Here is a 13,266-nt window from a genome sequence, read left to right as displayed (position 1 = left end):
TTGTGCGGGTTACTCTATCGGATCTTGAGGACAATTCTTCCCTGAACCGTCCGGTTGGCGACGGCGTGCATGGCGTCACGGGCCTCCTCCAAAGGGAGGACGCGGTCGATGTGCGGGCGGATGTGTCCGTCGGCCAGCAATTGCATCAACGTGTCGTTCATGTGTGCGGCCTCTGCGGAAAATTTCTCCGCCCAGGCGCCCACGAAGACGCCGATGATGGCATAGTTCTTCAGAAGCGGCAGGTTCATCGGGACCTGTGGAATTTCGCCGCTGGTGAAGCCGATCGGCATCAGCCGTCCGCCCCAATTCATCAATCGCGCCATCTGTTCGAGAATCGCGCCGCCGATGTTGTCGAAGCCGATATCGATGCCTCGACCTGAGGTGACCGACTTGATGCGGTCGCGCAGATCCTCGCTGCGATAGTTGATCACATCGCTGGCGCCGTAGAGGCGCACCAGCGGGGCCTTGTCGTCGGAGCCGACGCCGGCGATGACGCGGAGGCCCAGATGGCGGCCGAGATCGACGGCGGCAAGCCCGACGCCGCCGGCGGCGCCCGTGATGAAAACGGTCTCGCCGGCTAGCGCCCGTGCGCGCTCGACCAGCGCATAATAGGCGGTGCCGTAATTGTGCAGGATGGTCGCCGCCGCCTCGAACGAGACGCCATCGGGCAGACGAACGCTCTTCGATTCCTTGGCAATCATCCGTTCGGCGTAGCCGCCGGTCCAGCTGCTGCAGGCCACGCGATCGCCGGGGGCGAATTGTGTGACCCTCTCGCCGATCGCGACGACCACACCGGAGGCTTCCGTGCCGGGCACGAAGGGCAGCGGTGGTCGCATCTGGTAGAGGCCCGAGACCAGCAACTGGTCCATGAAGCTCACCGAGGCCGCATGGACGTCGATGAGAATCTCGTCATCGGCCGGCTTCGGCTCGGCGATCTCGCCGACGCGAAGGTCAGCCGGTCCTGTGAAAGAACGACAAAGAACCGCTCTCATCGCGGCGCTCCTTCGGTCTGGCGGCGCACGAACAGCCGCGGCACCAGCATGGGAACGCGCTGGCGATATTGCTGATAGGTCGCGCCAAACTCGGCGATCAGATCCCGTTCCTCGAACTGCAGCGCGACCAGGATGTAGGCGGTGTTCGCGAGCGCGAACAGCAGACGGCCGATCGTCATCTCGGGCGTCGCCCAGAACGCGAGCAGGAAGCCGAGCATGATCGGATGCCGTACGATCTTGTAGAGCAGGGGCGTCCGGAACGATTGACCTGATATCTTGGCTCCGCGCCACGCGACGATGGCCTGGCGCACGCCGAACAGATCGAAATGATCGATCATGTGGGTCGAGGCGAACGCGATCAACCAGCCGAGCCAGTGCACAGAGGTCAGCAACCATGCCGTAACTCCGCGCGTCTGCCAGATCGGCATCGGTATCGGTCGCCATTGCCAGAACAGCAAGAGGAGGACCAAGCTGGAGAGCAGCACATAGGTGCTGCGCTGGCAGGCCGCGGGAAGGAAATTGGCCGACCATCGTTTGAATGCAGGACGCGCCATCACGCTGTGCTGGATGGCAAACAGGCTCATCAGCAGCAGATTGACGACGATGGCCTCGCCCGGACTTGTGGGGCTGCCGACGTCGATCGACTTCGGCACGACATAATTGCCGACGAAACCGAGCGCATAGAGAAATGAGATCGTGAACAGGGCGTAGCTCACGAGAGCGTAGAGCAGGGTCAGGACGCGCGAGATCATGTTTTTTCCTATTGTGCCTGTTGCAGCGGTGACGCATGCAGGAGCCTGAATCGCTCGAAGGCGAGGCGGCTCGATCTAGCCCGATGGCTACCGCGCGACCGTCCCCTGCGCGTCCCCTGGGATTGCTGCGAAGGAAGGATGTCCATGACGGCTTTCTCGCTCGGGACGTTCGGGTTCCCCGAGATCCACGCTGACGGCCGCCCGATCAAGCTCGCCTTGCGCAAGGGGCTTGCGCTGCTGATCTATCTCGCGGAGGCCAAGGGCGCCGTTGCGCGGGATTTGATCGCGACGCAGTTGTGGCCCGAGGCCGACCGCGAGACCGGGCTGGCGCGCTTGCGGCGCCTGCTTCATCGCATCGAGCTCGCGCTGGGCGAGCCGGTGTTCGAGACCGACCGCAGCAGCGTGCGATGGTCGCCGGATATCGAACTGACGGTCGATACGCATCTGTTCGAGAGCGCCTGCGACCGCGGCGCGTTTGAAGAGGCTTGCCGGATCTATCGCGGTGACTTCCTCGCGGGCTTCTCTCCGGAGGACGCGCCCGAATTCGACGATTGGGCGTTCTTTCGTCGCGAGGCGCTGCGGGGGCGGCTCGTGCATGCGCTGGAGCGGCTGGTGCAGGACAAGAACGCCGCGGGCGACCATTTCGCAGCGACCGCGCATGCGGGGCGTCTGGTCGAGCTCGATCCGCTCAGCGAGGTCTATGGCCGGCATCTGATCCGCAGCCTGCTGCTATCAGGCGATCGCAGCGCCGCGGAACGGCACTACGCGGCCCTGACGCAGCGGCTGCGCGGAGAGCTTGACGTTGCGCCGGAAGCCGAGACCGAAGCGCTGATGAGTCCCGCCGCTGCACCGCATGCGCTTCCGACCACGCGCTACGTCAAGGGCGCGGGCGTGCATCTGGCGTATCAGACCTACGGCAGCGGCTCGCTCGATATCCTGGTGATGCCCGGCTTCGTCTCCCATGTGGAGCGCGCCTGGGAGCATCCCGCGTGCCGGACGTTCCTGGCGTCATTGATGAAGCTCGGGCGCCTCATCGTGTTCGATCGCCGCGGCATCGGGCTGTCCGACCGTGTCGGCTCGGCGCCGAGCATCGATGTTACCGCAGAGGATATCGGCACCGTTCTGCGCGCTGCGGGCTCGCGTCGCGTCGTGCTGTTCGGTGCATCGGAATGCGGACCGGCCTGCATCAAATTTGCGGCCGATGACGAGAACCGCGTCGCGGGGCTCATTCTATTCGGCGCGCTGGCCAAGGGGTGCTGGGCGGAAGATTATCCGCATGCGCTGCGCGCCAGCCAGTATGACGCCTGGAGCAGGCATCTGATCGCGCAATGGGGCGGCCCGGTTGGGATCGAAGCGTTTGCGCCGAGCCTTGCGGACGATCCGCAGGCGCGCGCCTGGTGGGCGGGCCTGTTGCGCGCCGCGTCCAGTCCCGGCGGCATCTCGGCCGTGCTGGAAGCGTTTCGCGACGCCGACGTGCGCGGTCTGCTGCCGCAGATCGCCGTGCCGACGCTGGTGCTGCATCGGCGGGACGACAAGGCCGTGCGTATCGCGGCCGGCCGCGATGTGGCGAGCCGGATCAAGGGCGCGCAGTTCGTCGAGCTCGACGGCCACGATCACTGGTTCTTTGCCGGCGATCAGCAGCCGGTGCTGGAGGCGATCAGGCGATTCATGGAAACGCTGAAGCGATAAGCCTCATTTATTGGCACGTTTCGTGCCTCCCAAAGCGGCAGGCCCGTCACATGCCTGACCAAGGGAGACCCCGACATGAAACGCGAAGACCTCACCGAGAAGCTGCTCGACATCAAGCGCGAGAAGGGCTGGAGCTGGAAACACATCTGCGAGAAAATCGGCGGCTATTCGGAAGTGCTGATCGTCGGCGCGATCATGGGCCAGATGAAATTGACCAAGCCGCAAGCGGCCAACGCCGGGGAGCTGTTCGGGTTGTCGAAGACCGAGACCGCGATGCTCAACGAGGTGCCGATGCGCGGGCAGGGCACGCCGATGCCGCCGACCGATCCGCTGATCTACCGTTTCTACGAGATGGTGATGGTGAACGGTCCGGCCTGGAAGGCGCTGATCGAGGAAGAGTTCGGCGACGGCATCATGTCGGCGATCGACTTCGACATGGCGATCGAACGCGTCGCCAACCCGAAGGGCGACCGTGTCAAGATCACGATGTCAGGCAAATTCCTGCCGTACAAATATTACGGCGCCAGCGGCAACGTGCCGGAGTATGGATTTAAGGAAGAGTGAGGGAGCGAATGGCGAGCAGCGAATATTCGCTGCTCGCAACTGTTCGCTTACAAGATCGCGCCAGGCGTGTACTTGGCCGCTTCAGGCTTCGCCTTCGCCAGCGCATCGACCTGCTCGGCGAAATAATCAACCTGAGCGCCGGCATCGCCGGAATTGGCGCGGCCGTGCTCGAGCACCTGGCTCAGCTCGGCTTCGCTGAGGCCGAGACGCTGGTCGGCGGCGAGACGCTTGAGCAGGTCGTTCTGCACGATCTTGCCGGTGCGCAGATCGCGGATGGCCGCGACCGCATGCTCCTTGATCGCCTCATGCGCGCCTTCGCGGCCGGCGCCTTTCTTGACCGCTTCCATCATCACCGTGGTGGTGAGCAGGAACGGCAGGTAGCGATTGAGCTCGGTCGCAACGACGGCGTCGAATATTTCCATCTGGTCGAGCACCGATAGCAGCGTCTCGAGCAGGCCGTCCATGGCGAGGAAGGCATCGGGCAGCATGACGCGGCGGACGACGGAGCAGGAGACGTCGCCTTCGTTCCACTGATCGCCGGCAAGGCCTGCGGCCATCGCGAGATAGCCCTTCAGCACGACGTGCAGGCCGTTGATGCGCTCGCAGGAGCGGCTGTTCATCTTGTGCGGCATCGCGGACGAGCCGACCTGGCCCTTGGCGAAACCTTCGCTGGCGAGCTCATGGCCCGCCATCAGGCGCACCGTCTTGGCGAAATTGCCGGGACCGCTGGCGAGCTCGGTCAACACGCTGACCGCGCGGAAGTCGAGGCTGCGCGGATAGACCTGGCCGACCGCATCAAAGCTCTTGGGCAGGCCGAGGTGCTTGAGGATCTGCTGTTCGAGCGCGCGGGCCTTGCCGGCATCGCCGTTGAACAGGGTGATCTGGTCGAGCCTTGTGCCCACCGCGCCCTTCAGGCCGCGCGCGGGATAGCTGTCGAGCACGCTGACCAGGCTCTGATGCGACACCAGCATCTCCTCGCCGAACATGGCGATGCGCTTGCCGAGCGTCGTAACCTGCGCGGCGACGTTGTGCGTGCGCGCCGTGAACGGCATGTCGCGGAGCTGCTTGGCGTGCTTGGCAAAGCGGATGAGTGCGGCGATGCTCTTGGTCTCGATCAGCTGCAGCCCGCGATAGACCTGGAGCTGCTCCACGTTCTCGGTGAGGTCGCGGCTGGTCATGCCCTTGTGCAGGTGCTCGTGACCGGCCAGGTCGCAGAACTCCTCAATCCGCGCCTTGACGTCGTGGCGGGTGATGCGCTCGCGCCGCATGATGGAATCCAGGTCGACCTGGTCCTTCACGCGCTCGTAAGCCTCGATCACGCCATTGGGTACGGCAATGCCGAGCTCGCGCTGGCCTTTCAGCACGGCGATCCAGTAATCGCGTTCGAGGCGAACCTTGCCTTCACCGCTCCAGATGGCCCGCATGGCGGGCGAGGCATAGCGTTGGGCGAGGACGTTGGAGATGTGATCTTGGCGGTTTTCCTGGGACATGCCGCCCATTTGGCATTGCTGGGGGCCGGCTGCAAGCCCGGCAGCGCGAGCGGCGGGGAGGCCTTCCGTGGCCGTCCACCGCTCGCTGTTAAGCTTACTTCCCGGCCTTCACCTCGGCGGCCGCGACCGCGATCAGCTCGCTCATCTTGCCGCGAATCGCCTGTTCGGTGAGGGCGACGTTCTTGGCGGCGAAATCGGCCATGACCTTGCGCAGGACGTCGCCGTCGCCGGCCTCCTCGAAATCGGCCGCGACCACCTCCTTGGCATAGGCGGTGGCGGCTTCGCCGGTGATTCCGAGCTTTTCGGCCGCCCACAGCCCCAGCAGCCGGTTGCGGCGGGCCTCCGCCCTGAACTTCTGCTCCTCGTCGAGGGCAAACTTCTTCTCAAAGCCTTCTTCGCGCTTGTTGAATTCGCTCATGCGTCTTCCAATTCCTCGGGGCTATGGACCTGGCGGCCCTCGTTGCGAGGGCCCCCACGCATGCCTAGATAGAGGGCACGATCGACGAAACAACGAGCCGTAAAGCCGCAGGCGAGGCGGTATAAGTCAGCGTCGGATGGGCCGGATCGATTGTGCTGGGACAGCCAATCGGATAGGTTGCCTAAAGGCTTGGTTCCCGTTCTGTTTCCAAGGATTCGGAAGGGGTTCCGGGCCGTTCACGGCAGCTCCGCTGTGGGTCGTAACCTGGTAACCGGAGCACACCAAATACATGGATTTCAACAAAACACGGTACATCCCAATGAGCCGTCGGCGTCGCATTTATGAAGGCAAGGCAAAGGTTCTTTACGAAGGTCCGGAGCCCGGTACCCTGATCCAGCACTTCAAGGATGACGCCACAGCGTTCAATGCGAAGAAGCATCAGGTGATCGAGGGCAAGGGTGTCCTCAACAACCGGATCTCGGAGTACCTGTTTCAGCACCTCAACGACATCGGGGTGCCGACCCACTTCATCCGCCGCCTCAACATGCGCGAGCAGTTGATTCGCGAGGTCGAGATCGTGCCGCTGGAAGTGGTGGTGCGGAACGTTGCCGCCGGCTCGCTGTCGCAGCGCCTCGGCATCGAGGAGGGCACCCAGCTGCCCCGTTCGATCATCGAGTTCTATTACAAGAACGACCAGCTCAACGACCCCATGGTGTCGGAAGAGCACATCACCGCGTTCGGCTGGGCCACGCCCCAGGAGATCGACGACATCATGGCGCTCGCCATTCGCGTCAACGACTTCCTCACCGGCCTCTTCCTCGGCATCGGCATCCGCCTCGTCGACTTCAAGATGGAGTGCGGCCGGCTGTTCGAGAACGAGATGATGCGCATCATCGTCGCCGACGAGATCTCGCCGGACAGCTGCCGTCTGTGGGACATCAAGTCGAACGAGAAGCTCGACAAGGATCGCTTCCGCAGGGATCTCGGCGGCCTGCTCGAGGCCTATACCGAAGTCGCCAAGCGCCTCGGCATCCTCATGGAGAATGAGCGTCCGGTAGGTTCCGGTCCGGTGCTGGTGAAGAGCTGAGAGGGATTTGACGTGAAGGCACGTGTTACCGTTACCCTGAAGACGGGTATCCTCGATCCGCAGGGCAAGGCCATCGAAGGCGCGCTGAAGTCGCTCGGTGTCGACGGCGTCGCCAGCGTCCGCCAGGGCAAGGTGTTCGACATCGAGCTCGCCGGCGCCGACAAGGCCAAGGCGGAAGCCGCGCTGAAGGAAGCCGCCGACAAGCTGCTCGCCAACACCGTGATCGAGAACTATCGGGTCGAGCTGCTCTGATGAAAGCCGCCATCCTCGTCTTCCCCGGCATCAACCGCGAACGCGACATGGCGCGCGCGCTGAAGCTCATCTCGGGCCATGAGCCCGCGATGGTGTGGCACGCCGAGACCTCGCTGCCTTCAGGCACCGACCTCGTGGTCGTGCCCGGTGGCTTCTCCTACGGCGACTATTTGCGCTGTGGTGCGATTGCGGCGCGGGCGCCGGTGATGGATGCGGTGCGTGACTATGCGGCCAAGGGCGGCCTCGTGCTCGGCGTCTGCAACGGTTTCCAGATCCTCTGCGAATCCGGCCTCCTGCCGGGCATTCTGATGCGCAATTCGCGGCTGAGATTCATCTGCAAGGATGTTCACCTGCGGGTCGAGCGTTCGGATACGCCGTTCACGCGCGGCTACAATGCCGGCCAGGTCATTCGCGTGCCCGTCGCGCATGGCGAGGGCAATTATGCGGCCGACGAAGAGACGGTGAAGCGGTTGCTGGGCGAGGGGCGCGTGCTCTATCGCTATTGCTCCCCGGACGGCACGGTCGACGACCAGTCCAACATCAACGGTGCCGCGCATTCGATCGCCGGAATCGTCAACGACAAGGGCAACGTGCTCGGCATGATGCCGCATCCGGAAAACCACGTCGAAGACATCATGGGCTGCACCGATGGCCGCGGCCTGTTCGCGGGCCTCACCGCGCATCTGGAAAAGGCCGCGTGATCTCGTTCGTGTTGAAGCGCGCGTTCGCCGCGATTGCGGCGCTGTCGCTGACATCTGCCGCCTTCGCCCAGGATTTCCCCAAGCGTCCGATCACCATGATCGTGCCGTTCGCGGCCGGCGGCACCTCGGACGTGATCGCGCGCACTGTGGCCGAGCAGATGGGCGTGGCGCTCGGCCAATCCATCGTGATCGAGAACGTTGCAGGCGCCGGCGGCTCGACCGCGCTGGCGCGTGCCTCCCGTTCCGAGCCTGATGGTTACACCATCGCGATCGGCAATGCCGGCACCAATGCTGCGACCTACACCATCTATCCGAAGCTGCCGTTCACGCCGGACTCCTTCGCGCCGATCGCCATGGTCGCCAAGACCTTCGGCATCATCGCGCTGCGCAAGGACTTTCCGGCGAAGGACCTGAAGGAGTTCATCGCCTACGCCAAGGCCAATCCGGGCAAGATCAACCTGGGACACGCCGGCGTCGGCTCGTCGAACTATCTCATCTGCAAGAGCTTTGTCACGGCCGCCGGCATCGACGCGACGCTGGTCGGCTATCGCGGAGCTTCGCCCGCGCTCACCGATGCGATCGGCAGCCAGATCGATGGCGTCTGCGATGCTGCGGCCTCGGTGTCGCAGTCGATCAACGAGAAGCTGGTGAGGGGGCTCGTGGTCGGCTCGACCGTGCGGCTCGCCACGCTGCCCGACCTGCCGACGTCGGCCGAAGCCGGCCTGCCCGAGTTCGAGGCGCAGGGCTGGAACGGCCTGTTCGCGCCGAAGGGCACGCCGCCGGCCATCATCGCCAAGCTGAATGCGGCCGCGCGCACCGCGGTCGAGACCGACGCGGTGAAGAAGCGTTTTGCTGATCTCTCGACCGTCGCGCCCGATCCCGACGAGCACACGCCCGAGGTGCTGCAAAAACTCGTGACGCGCGACGTCGAGAAGTACCGGAAGATGCTGGCGGACGACGCCAAGCCGTAGGCGTCTCTCCCGCATTGGCGGGAGACGGCCTTACGCGGCTGAAGGGATCCGGGCGATGACCTTGATCTCGAAGTCGAACCCTGCGAGCCAATTCACTCCCACGGCCGTCCAGTTCGGATAGGGGGCGTCGCCGATCTCTGCGCTGCGGACGGCCATCACCGTATCGATCTGCTTGTCAGGATCGGTGTGAAACGTGGTGACATCCACCACATCGCTCAGTGTGCATCCGGCAGCTGCGAGCACGGCGCGCAGATTGGCAAACGCACGCCGGACCTGATCCTCGAACACCGGCTCGGGTGAGCCGTCCTCGCGACTACCGACCTGGCCCGAAACGAAGAGCAAGTCACCGGATCGGATCGCCGGAGAATACCGATGCGCTTGGTAAAGCGCGTGGCGGTCAGCGGGGAAGATTGCCTCGCGTTGGAGCATGGCTTGAGCCTTTCGAAAGAAACTGTGGAGCTGGCGGCCGAATTGCCTTGCGGCGCCGGCCGTGACATTCTTCATATACGTTCCGTATGTGAGTGGGTATCGCTCACATACGAGGCGTATGTCAACTGAAAAGTGGAGCGAGCATGGTCGAAGGAAAGCGCGCCGCAGCCATGGCGGAAAATCGGGTCAAGCTCATCCGGGCCGCGCGCAAGGCGTTCGCCACGCAAGGTTATGCAGACGCGTCGATGGATGAGCTGACGGCCTCGGTCGGGCTGACGCGGGGCGCGCTCTATCACAATTTCGAAGACAAGAAGGGGCTGCTCTGGGCCGTCGTCGAGCAGATCGACGCCGAAATGGCGGAGCGGCTGCGCGCGATCCGCGAGCAGGCGCCCACCTTGTGGCAAGGCCTCCTCGCAGAGGGCAGTGCGTATATCGAAATGGCGCTCGATCCTGAAATTCAGCGCATCATGCTTCTGGATGGACCGGCCGTACTCGGTGATCCATCGAAATGGCCCGGCGAGAACGCCTGCCTGGAGGTCACCATGCGAACGGTCCGTTCGCTGATCGACGAAAAGGTGGTGAAGCCCGTGGACGTTGAAGCGGCGGGGCGATTGCTGAACGGCGCCGCGCTCAGCGCTGCTTTATGGGTCGCCGCGGCCGACGATCCGAAAGCCGTACTGAACAAGGCCGTGGACGCGTTTCGACAGTTGGCGAGCGGATTGCTGCGCGATGCGGTCCGCAGCGCATGATGCAAATTCGCTCATGGACCTCCATCGTGTGACCCTCATAGAAAGACCAGCGATATCCAGGGCACGAAGGTGATCAGCAGCAGGCCCAGGAACAGCCAGGCGAGATAGATCCAGATCCGGCGCATGCCGGCATCGGGCGACACGCCACCGATGGTGCAAGCGGCGTAGTAGCAGAGGCCGAACGGCGGCGCGAACAGGCCGAGGCCCATGGCGAGGATCACCACCATTGCATAGTGCACCTCGTTGATGCCGAACGTTGCGGCCACCGGGAACAGCAGCGGGCCAAACAGCACGATCGCCGGAATCCCCTCCAGCACGCTGCCGAGCACGATGAAGGCGATCACCGAGATCAGCAGGAAGCCGTAGGCGCCGCCGGGCACGCCGGCCATGCGCGCCGCCAGATCATGCGAAAATCCGGATTGCGCCAGCGCCCAGGCCATCGCGCTCGCAGCTCCCACGATGAACAGGATCGAGCCGGACAGCGAGGCGGTCTGCACCAGCATCGGCAGCACGTTCTTCCAGGCCAGGCTGCCGCGATAGACGATCAGGCCGAGCACGAGGCAGTAGGCGATGCCGATGGTCGAGACCTCGGTCGCGGTGGCATAACCCTCGACCACCGCGCTGCGGATCAGGAACGGCAACGCCAGCGCCGGCAATGCCGCCCACAACGTCTTCGCCACCACCGACATCGGCGCCCGCGCCACCTTGAGCGCGGCGTTCTCCTCCGCGCCCGCCCGGTAGCGCGCGACGAAAGCGAGCACGATCGCCAGCACGATGCCCGGCAGGATGCCGGCGGTGAACAGCGCCGCGATCGACACGCCGGTGACGGAGGCGATCGCGATCAGCACGATCGACGGCGGAATGGTCTCGCTCATCGCACCTGACGCTGCCAGCAGCGACACCAGCTCACCATCCTTCATGCCGCGCTTGCGCATCTCGGGAAACAACACCGGGGCAATCGCCGCCATGTCGGCGGTCTTGGAGCCGGAGATGCCGGAGACCAGCAGCATGGCCCCTAACATCACATAGGACAGCCCGCCTCTGATATGGCCGAGTACCGACGCCAGGAACGCGACCATGACGCGCGCCATGCCGGTCTGCTCGACCAGCTGGCCCAGCAGCACGAACAGTGGCACCGCGAGCAAAATGAGCGAGCTCATGCCCTCGTCGATCCGTCCGACCACGACCAGCAACGGCGTCCGCGTGGTGGTGAGCAGGAAGGCGACGGTCGCCAGACAAAAGGAAAACGCGATCGGCACGCCGGCCATCACGGCGCAGCCGAGCAGGCCGACGAAGAAGATCAGCAGGTTCCAGTTGCCCAGCGGCTTCAGCGAGGGACCTGCGAGATAGAGTGCGCCGGCAATTGCCGCAAACAGGACAGTCACGGCAAGCAGGTCCCTCGCCGACCGCTTGACGAGGGTGAGGCAGATGCTGGCGAGCGCGATGACGCAACCGACGGGAATGGCGGCCGCGCGGATCATGCCGGACCAGCCAAGCGCCGGCGTCTCCACGAAGGCCTGATCTTCGACATAGTCCAGCGCCGGATGCAGGATGATCGCGAGGAACAGCGCGACGGCGCCCGCGGCGAGTGTCGACGCCCAGGCCTCGACACGTGGCGACAGATACGAGGTGAAGAAGGTCAGGCGCATATGCGCCGAGCGCTGCACGGCGATCGCGCTGCCGAGCATCGCCAGCCACAGGAACAGGATGGAGGCGAGCTCGTCCGACCAGATGATTGGCCGATGAAAGACGCCGCGCGCCACGATGCCGGCGAACAGGATGATGACTTCGGCGACGACGGCGATCGCCGCGGGGATCTCCACCAGCCAGCGCAGCGACTGCTCCAGCCACCGGCCGCGCAACGGCTGGGCCTTGCCGAGCGTCGCCGTTTCCGACATGTCGATCACTGCGCTCATGCCAGTGCTCCCGCCGCTGCCTCCAGCGTCTTCCAATTGTCTTCGCCGAACTTGCCGCGCCATTCCTTGTAGAAGCCGGCGGCCGACAGCTCCTTGCGGAACGCTTCCTTGTCGGAGGCCTCGAAGGTGATGCCCTTGGCGATCAGCTGGTCCTTCAGCGTCAGATTGAGTTTTGCGGTGTCCGCGCGCTGCTCCATCGCGGCCTGATCGAATTCCTTGCGGACCAGCGCCTGCAGATCGTCGGGGAGCGCCTTCACCGAGCGGCGGTTGCCGAGGATGAAGAACGGATCCCAGATATGGTTGGTCTCGGATATGTACTTCTGCACCTCGTAGATCTTGCCGGCCTCGATGGTGACGAGGCCGTTCTCCTGGCCGTCGACGAGATGGGTCTGCAGTGCCGTGTACAATTCATTGAAGTTGATCGAGGTTGGATTGGCGCCGAGCGACTTGAACAGCGAGGTGAAGATCGGCGACACCGGCACACGGATGCGGTAGCTGGCAAGATCCGCCGGCGTCTTGATCGGCTTGGTGAACGACGAGATCTGCCGGAACGTATTGTCGGCGGGTTTGGCCATCACCAGTGCGCCGGTCTTCTCGATCTGCGTGGCGATCAGCTTGCCGAGGTCGCCGTCCATCGCATTCCAGACCTGGCCGTAGTCCGAGAACGCGAAGCCGACATTGGCGATGCCGGCGATCGGCGCCACAGTCGACAGGACGGAGCCGGCGATGTTGAGGAAATCGACACCGCCGCTGCGGATCTGGGTCAAGAGGTCGGTGTCCGAGCCGAGCTGCGAGGCAGGGAAGAACTTGAGCTCCAGCCGGCCGCCACTCGCTTCCCTGATCCGTTTCACCGCCTGATCGAGGCGGGTGTTGATCGGCTGCGTCAGCGACTGGCCGGTAGCGAGCTTGTATTCGAACTCCGCGGCCTGCGCCGGCCTGGTGCGGATCGCGACCAGCGGAACGGCGGCAGCCGCGACCATGAAATTGCGGCGTGAAATCCTGTGGCTTTTGCCCGACATCTTTGGTCCTCCCTTGATGATCCCTGCGGCGCCTTGTCGGCGCACGTGTTCGTTGCCGCGCACAGGCCTTGCTGCGCCGGTCGTCAAAATCGTTGGAGCTGGTGAAAGGGCTTGAGCCTTGCGTTCCTTCCCCCGGGCGGACCGGCTGCCTGCGCGGTCCTGTTTCCTCTTTGGCACCCGTCTGTCGCGGGTTGCCTTGAGGTTGAAGCCTAGATCGCTGGTCATGCACGACAATTG

At 64.2% G+C, this 13,266-nt stretch carries 14 protein-coding genes; 7 read left to right on the top strand and 7 right to left on the bottom strand.

What is annotated here, in order from left to right:
• Positions 1-14: 14 nt before the first annotated feature.
• Both NLM31_RS28710 and mddA read right to left on the bottom strand, forming a co-directional pair.
• On the bottom strand, positions 15-992 hold the full coding sequence (locus NLM31_RS28710; RefSeq protein ID WP_254194436.1) for an NADPH:quinone oxidoreductase family protein: 978 nt from the start codon (positions 990-992) through the stop codon (positions 15-17).
• On the bottom strand, positions 989-1,744 hold the full coding sequence (gene mddA, locus NLM31_RS28705) for a methanethiol S-methyltransferase (protein ID WP_254194435.1): 756 nt from the start codon (positions 1,742-1,744) through the stop codon (positions 989-991). Before mddA ends, NLM31_RS28710 begins: the two co-directional genes overlap by 4 nt.
• A gap of 144 nt (positions 1,745-1,888) precedes the next feature.
• Between mddA and NLM31_RS28700 the strand changes: the two genes are divergently transcribed.
• The gene (locus NLM31_RS28700) at positions 1,889-3,433 is read left to right on the top strand and encodes an alpha/beta fold hydrolase (RefSeq protein ID WP_254194434.1); all 1,545 of its coding nucleotides are present in this window, start codon (positions 1,889-1,891) and stop codon (positions 3,431-3,433) included.
• Positions 3,434-3,508: 75 nt separating this feature from the next.
• Positions 3,509-3,997, top strand: a complete 489-nt coding sequence (cynS, locus tag NLM31_RS28695; RefSeq protein WP_254132514.1) for a cyanase — start codon at positions 3,509-3,511, stop codon at positions 3,995-3,997.
• A 47-nt stretch (positions 3,998-4,044) separates the two neighbouring features.
• Here cynS and purB read toward each other — a convergent pair whose 3' ends face one another.
• Positions 4,045-5,487 (bottom strand): adenylosuccinate lyase, encoded by a 1,443-nt coding sequence (gene purB, locus NLM31_RS28690; RefSeq protein WP_254194433.1) that lies wholly within the window; start codon positions 5,485-5,487, stop codon positions 4,045-4,047.
• A 94-nt stretch (positions 5,488-5,581) separates the two neighbouring features.
• Positions 5,582-5,905, bottom strand: a complete 324-nt coding sequence (locus NLM31_RS28685; RefSeq protein ID WP_254132512.1) for a DUF1476 domain-containing protein — start codon at positions 5,903-5,905, stop codon at positions 5,582-5,584.
• A gap of 319 nt (positions 5,906-6,224) precedes the next feature.
• On the opposite strand from NLM31_RS28685, the gene purC reads away from it, so the two are divergent.
• Genes purC through NLM31_RS28665 form a run of 4 tightly spaced genes read left to right on the top strand, consistent with a single transcriptional unit; the run spans position 6,225 to position 8,916 of the window.
• Positions 6,225-6,992: a phosphoribosylaminoimidazolesuccinocarboxamide synthase gene (gene purC, locus NLM31_RS28680; protein WP_208866972.1), complete on the top strand. Its 768-nt coding sequence runs from the start codon at positions 6,225-6,227 to the stop codon at positions 6,990-6,992.
• Positions 6,993-7,004: 12 nt separating this feature from the next.
• Positions 7,005-7,244: a phosphoribosylformylglycinamidine synthase subunit PurS gene (gene purS / locus NLM31_RS28675; RefSeq protein WP_235545190.1), complete on the top strand. Its 240-nt coding sequence runs from the start codon at positions 7,005-7,007 to the stop codon at positions 7,242-7,244.
• On the top strand, positions 7,244-7,945 hold the full coding sequence (purQ, locus tag NLM31_RS28670) for a phosphoribosylformylglycinamidine synthase subunit PurQ (RefSeq protein ID WP_254194432.1): 702 nt from the start codon (positions 7,244-7,246) through the stop codon (positions 7,943-7,945). Before purS ends, purQ begins: the two co-directional genes overlap by 1 nt.
• On the top strand, positions 7,942-8,916 hold the full coding sequence (locus NLM31_RS28665; protein ID WP_254194431.1) for a tripartite tricarboxylate transporter substrate binding protein BugD: 975 nt from the start codon (positions 7,942-7,944) through the stop codon (positions 8,914-8,916). Before purQ ends, NLM31_RS28665 begins: the two co-directional genes overlap by 4 nt.
• Before the next feature lie 30 nt (positions 8,917-8,946).
• Here the strand turns inward: NLM31_RS28665 and NLM31_RS28660 are convergent, their stop codons facing one another.
• Entirely contained in the window at positions 8,947-9,345 is a 399-nt protein-coding gene (locus NLM31_RS28660) for a RidA family protein (RefSeq protein WP_254196284.1), read from the bottom strand.
• 143 nt (positions 9,346-9,488) lie between these two features.
• Between NLM31_RS28660 and NLM31_RS28655 the strand changes: the two genes are divergently transcribed.
• Entirely contained in the window at positions 9,489-10,094 is a 606-nt protein-coding gene (locus NLM31_RS28655; protein WP_254194430.1) for a TetR/AcrR family transcriptional regulator, read from the top strand.
• Positions 10,095-10,129: 35 nt separating this feature from the next.
• On the opposite strand, the gene NLM31_RS28650 is transcribed toward NLM31_RS28655, so the two are convergent.
• Together NLM31_RS28650 and NLM31_RS28645 are read right to left on the bottom strand one after the other, a co-directional pair.
• A complete protein-coding gene (locus NLM31_RS28650; protein ID WP_375167503.1) occupies positions 10,130-12,010 on the bottom strand; it encodes a TRAP transporter large permease subunit in 1,881 nt (626 codons plus the stop codon).
• On the bottom strand, positions 12,007-13,029 hold the full coding sequence (locus tag NLM31_RS28645; RefSeq protein ID WP_254194429.1) for a TRAP transporter substrate-binding protein: 1,023 nt from the start codon (positions 13,027-13,029) through the stop codon (positions 12,007-12,009). Before NLM31_RS28645 ends, NLM31_RS28650 begins: the two co-directional genes overlap by 4 nt.
• Positions 13,030-13,266 lie beyond the last annotated feature (237 nt).

This window comes from Bradyrhizobium sp. CCGUVB4N, from assembly GCF_024199945.1.
Taxonomy (GTDB): domain Bacteria; phylum Pseudomonadota; class Alphaproteobacteria; order Rhizobiales; family Xanthobacteraceae; genus Bradyrhizobium.
The sequence above is the reverse complement of the archived record's forward strand: the minus strand, read 5'-3'. Positions and strand labels throughout refer to the sequence as shown.

Excerpts from the sequence above, each read along its gene's own strand:
- NLM31_RS28685 (WP_254132512.1), bottom strand. The coding sequence starts at position 5,905 with ATGAGCGAATTCAACAAGCGCGAAGAAGGCTTTGAGAAGAAGTTTGCC.
- NLM31_RS28660 (WP_254196284.1), bottom strand. The coding sequence starts at position 9,345 with ATGCTCCAACGCGAGGCAATCTTCCCCGCTGACCGCCACGCGCTTTAC.
- purB (WP_254194433.1), bottom strand. The coding sequence starts at position 5,487 with ATGTCCCAGGAAAACCGCCAAGATCACATCTCCAACGTCCTCGCCCAA.
- purC (WP_208866972.1), top strand. The coding sequence starts at position 6,225 with ATGAGCCGTCGGCGTCGCATTTATGAAGGCAAGGCAAAGGTTCTTTAC.
- NLM31_RS28655 (WP_254194430.1), top strand. The coding sequence starts at position 9,489 with ATGGTCGAAGGAAAGCGCGCCGCAGCCATGGCGGAAAATCGGGTCAAG.
- NLM31_RS28650 (WP_375167503.1), bottom strand. The coding sequence starts at position 12,010 with ATGAGCGCAGTGATCGACATGTCGGAAACGGCGACGCTCGGCAAGGCC.
- mddA (WP_254194435.1), bottom strand. The coding sequence starts at position 1,744 with ATGATCTCGCGCGTCCTGACCCTGCTCTACGCTCTCGTGAGCTACGCC.
- NLM31_RS28645 (WP_254194429.1), bottom strand. The coding sequence starts at position 13,029 with ATGTCGGGCAAAAGCCACAGGATTTCACGCCGCAATTTCATGGTCGCG.
- cynS (WP_254132514.1), top strand. The coding sequence starts at position 3,509 with ATGAAACGCGAAGACCTCACCGAGAAGCTGCTCGACATCAAGCGCGAG.
- NLM31_RS28710 (WP_254194436.1), bottom strand. The coding sequence starts at position 992 with ATGAGAGCGGTTCTTTGTCGTTCTTTCACAGGACCGGCTGACCTTCGC.
- NLM31_RS28700 (WP_254194434.1), top strand. The coding sequence starts at position 1,889 with ATGACGGCTTTCTCGCTCGGGACGTTCGGGTTCCCCGAGATCCACGCT.
- purQ (WP_254194432.1), top strand. The coding sequence starts at position 7,244 with ATGAAAGCCGCCATCCTCGTCTTCCCCGGCATCAACCGCGAACGCGAC.